Raw genomic sequence first — 947 nt, forward strand, 5'->3', positions numbered from 1 at the left:
GCACCGCTCTGCACGGTGTACGCCAGTTCGCTTTCACGACCCCATTCCTTGCCGTCGTCCACCGTGGCGGTGTGCACGTTGTCGCCGCTGATGTAGCGGTTCATCAGGGTCAGGCCCGGCACGCCGACGGCGGCGAAGTTGAAGTCGTGGCGCACTTGCCAGGATTTTTCCTTGGCGTTGTCGTAGCTGGAGTTGTAGCTGTCGTTGGCCAGGGTGCCGCCGCTGGTGCCGTTGACGCGCATCCAGGCATCGTCGCCGCTGAGTTTCTGCAGGCCGACGTAGAAGGTGTTGCCACCGTACTTGGCCGAGAGCATGGCGAAGGCGGTCTTGTTGTCCAGGTCGCCGGCCAGGGCGCTGCCGTTTTCCTTGCCGATGAAGTAGCCGAGGTTGGCGCCCAGGGTCCAGTCGCCGATGGGCTGGCTGTGGGTCAGGTTGAAATACTGCTGCTGGTAGATGTCGCTCAGTTCCGAGTACCAGACACCGACCTGGGTGCGTTTGTCGTTGAAGGCATACTCGCCGCCGCCGAAGTTGAAGCGGTCGGAGGTGAAGGCCGGGCGGCCGTTCATGAACATGTCTTCCATGCTCGCATCGTTGCGCGGGCTGTTGCCGCGGAACTGGCCGCCGTAGAGGCTCAGGCCGCTGATCTCGGTGGAGGTGACCTGGCCGCCACGGAAGGTTTGCGGCAGGGAACGACCGTCGTCGGAACGCAGGATCGGCAACACCGGCATCCATTCGCCGACCTTCAGTTCGGTCTTCGACACCTTGGCCTTGAGGGCAACTCCCAGGCGACCGAAGTCATCGGCCGGGCGGCCGTCATCGTGGACCGGCAGCAACTGGGTGCCGGCGGTGCCTTTGCCGCCATCGAGCTTGATCGAGTACAGGCCCAGCACGTCCATGCCGAACCCCACCGGGCCCTGGGTGAAACCGGACTTGGCGTCGAGGATGAA

1 protein-coding gene is annotated in these 947 nt (G+C 64.0%); it reads right to left on the reverse strand.

The window, feature by feature from the left end; translation table 11 throughout:
• The coding region (locus FGE05_RS29575) for an OprD family porin (protein ID WP_139650430.1) at positions 1-947 on the reverse strand (947 nt) is incomplete at both ends.

The sequence above is a fragment of the Pseudomonas sp. ICMP22404 genome (assembly GCF_006227205.1).
Taxonomy (GTDB): domain Bacteria; phylum Pseudomonadota; class Gammaproteobacteria; order Pseudomonadales; family Pseudomonadaceae; genus Aquipseudomonas.